The 251-nt window shown below is 46.6% G+C and carries 1 pseudogene; it reads left to right on the top strand.

What is annotated here, in order from left to right:
- Positions 1 to 123: 123 nt before the first annotated feature.
- A pseudogene (locus AK963_RS32990) lies at positions 124 to 251 on the top strand (transposase); the annotation flags it as partial.

Below are 251 nucleotides of genomic sequence, written 5' to 3'. Positions count from 1 at the left end.
AGTCAGCTTAGTAAAATATTTAACTTTCTGGAACTATCAGACTTGCAGACCACCCCAAAAAGCTATACTTAACGACAGGTCATTTTGGACTGGTGTTTTGAGGACTTTTTACGCCGGTGATGACAGATGTACGGTGCTGAGGTGTCGCCTACCTTGATATCCAAGGTAACTGATGCTGTCTACGATGAGGTCAGGACTTGGCAGAATCGCCCGCTGGACAGACTTTTCCCCATCCTGTATCTCGATGGCCT

It is taken from the genome of Endozoicomonas atrinae (assembly GCF_001647025.1).
Classification (GTDB): Bacteria; Pseudomonadota; Gammaproteobacteria; order Pseudomonadales; family Endozoicomonadaceae; genus Endozoicomonas; species Endozoicomonas atrinae.
The sequence above is the reverse complement of the archived record's forward strand: the minus strand, read 5'-3'. Positions and strand labels throughout refer to the sequence as shown.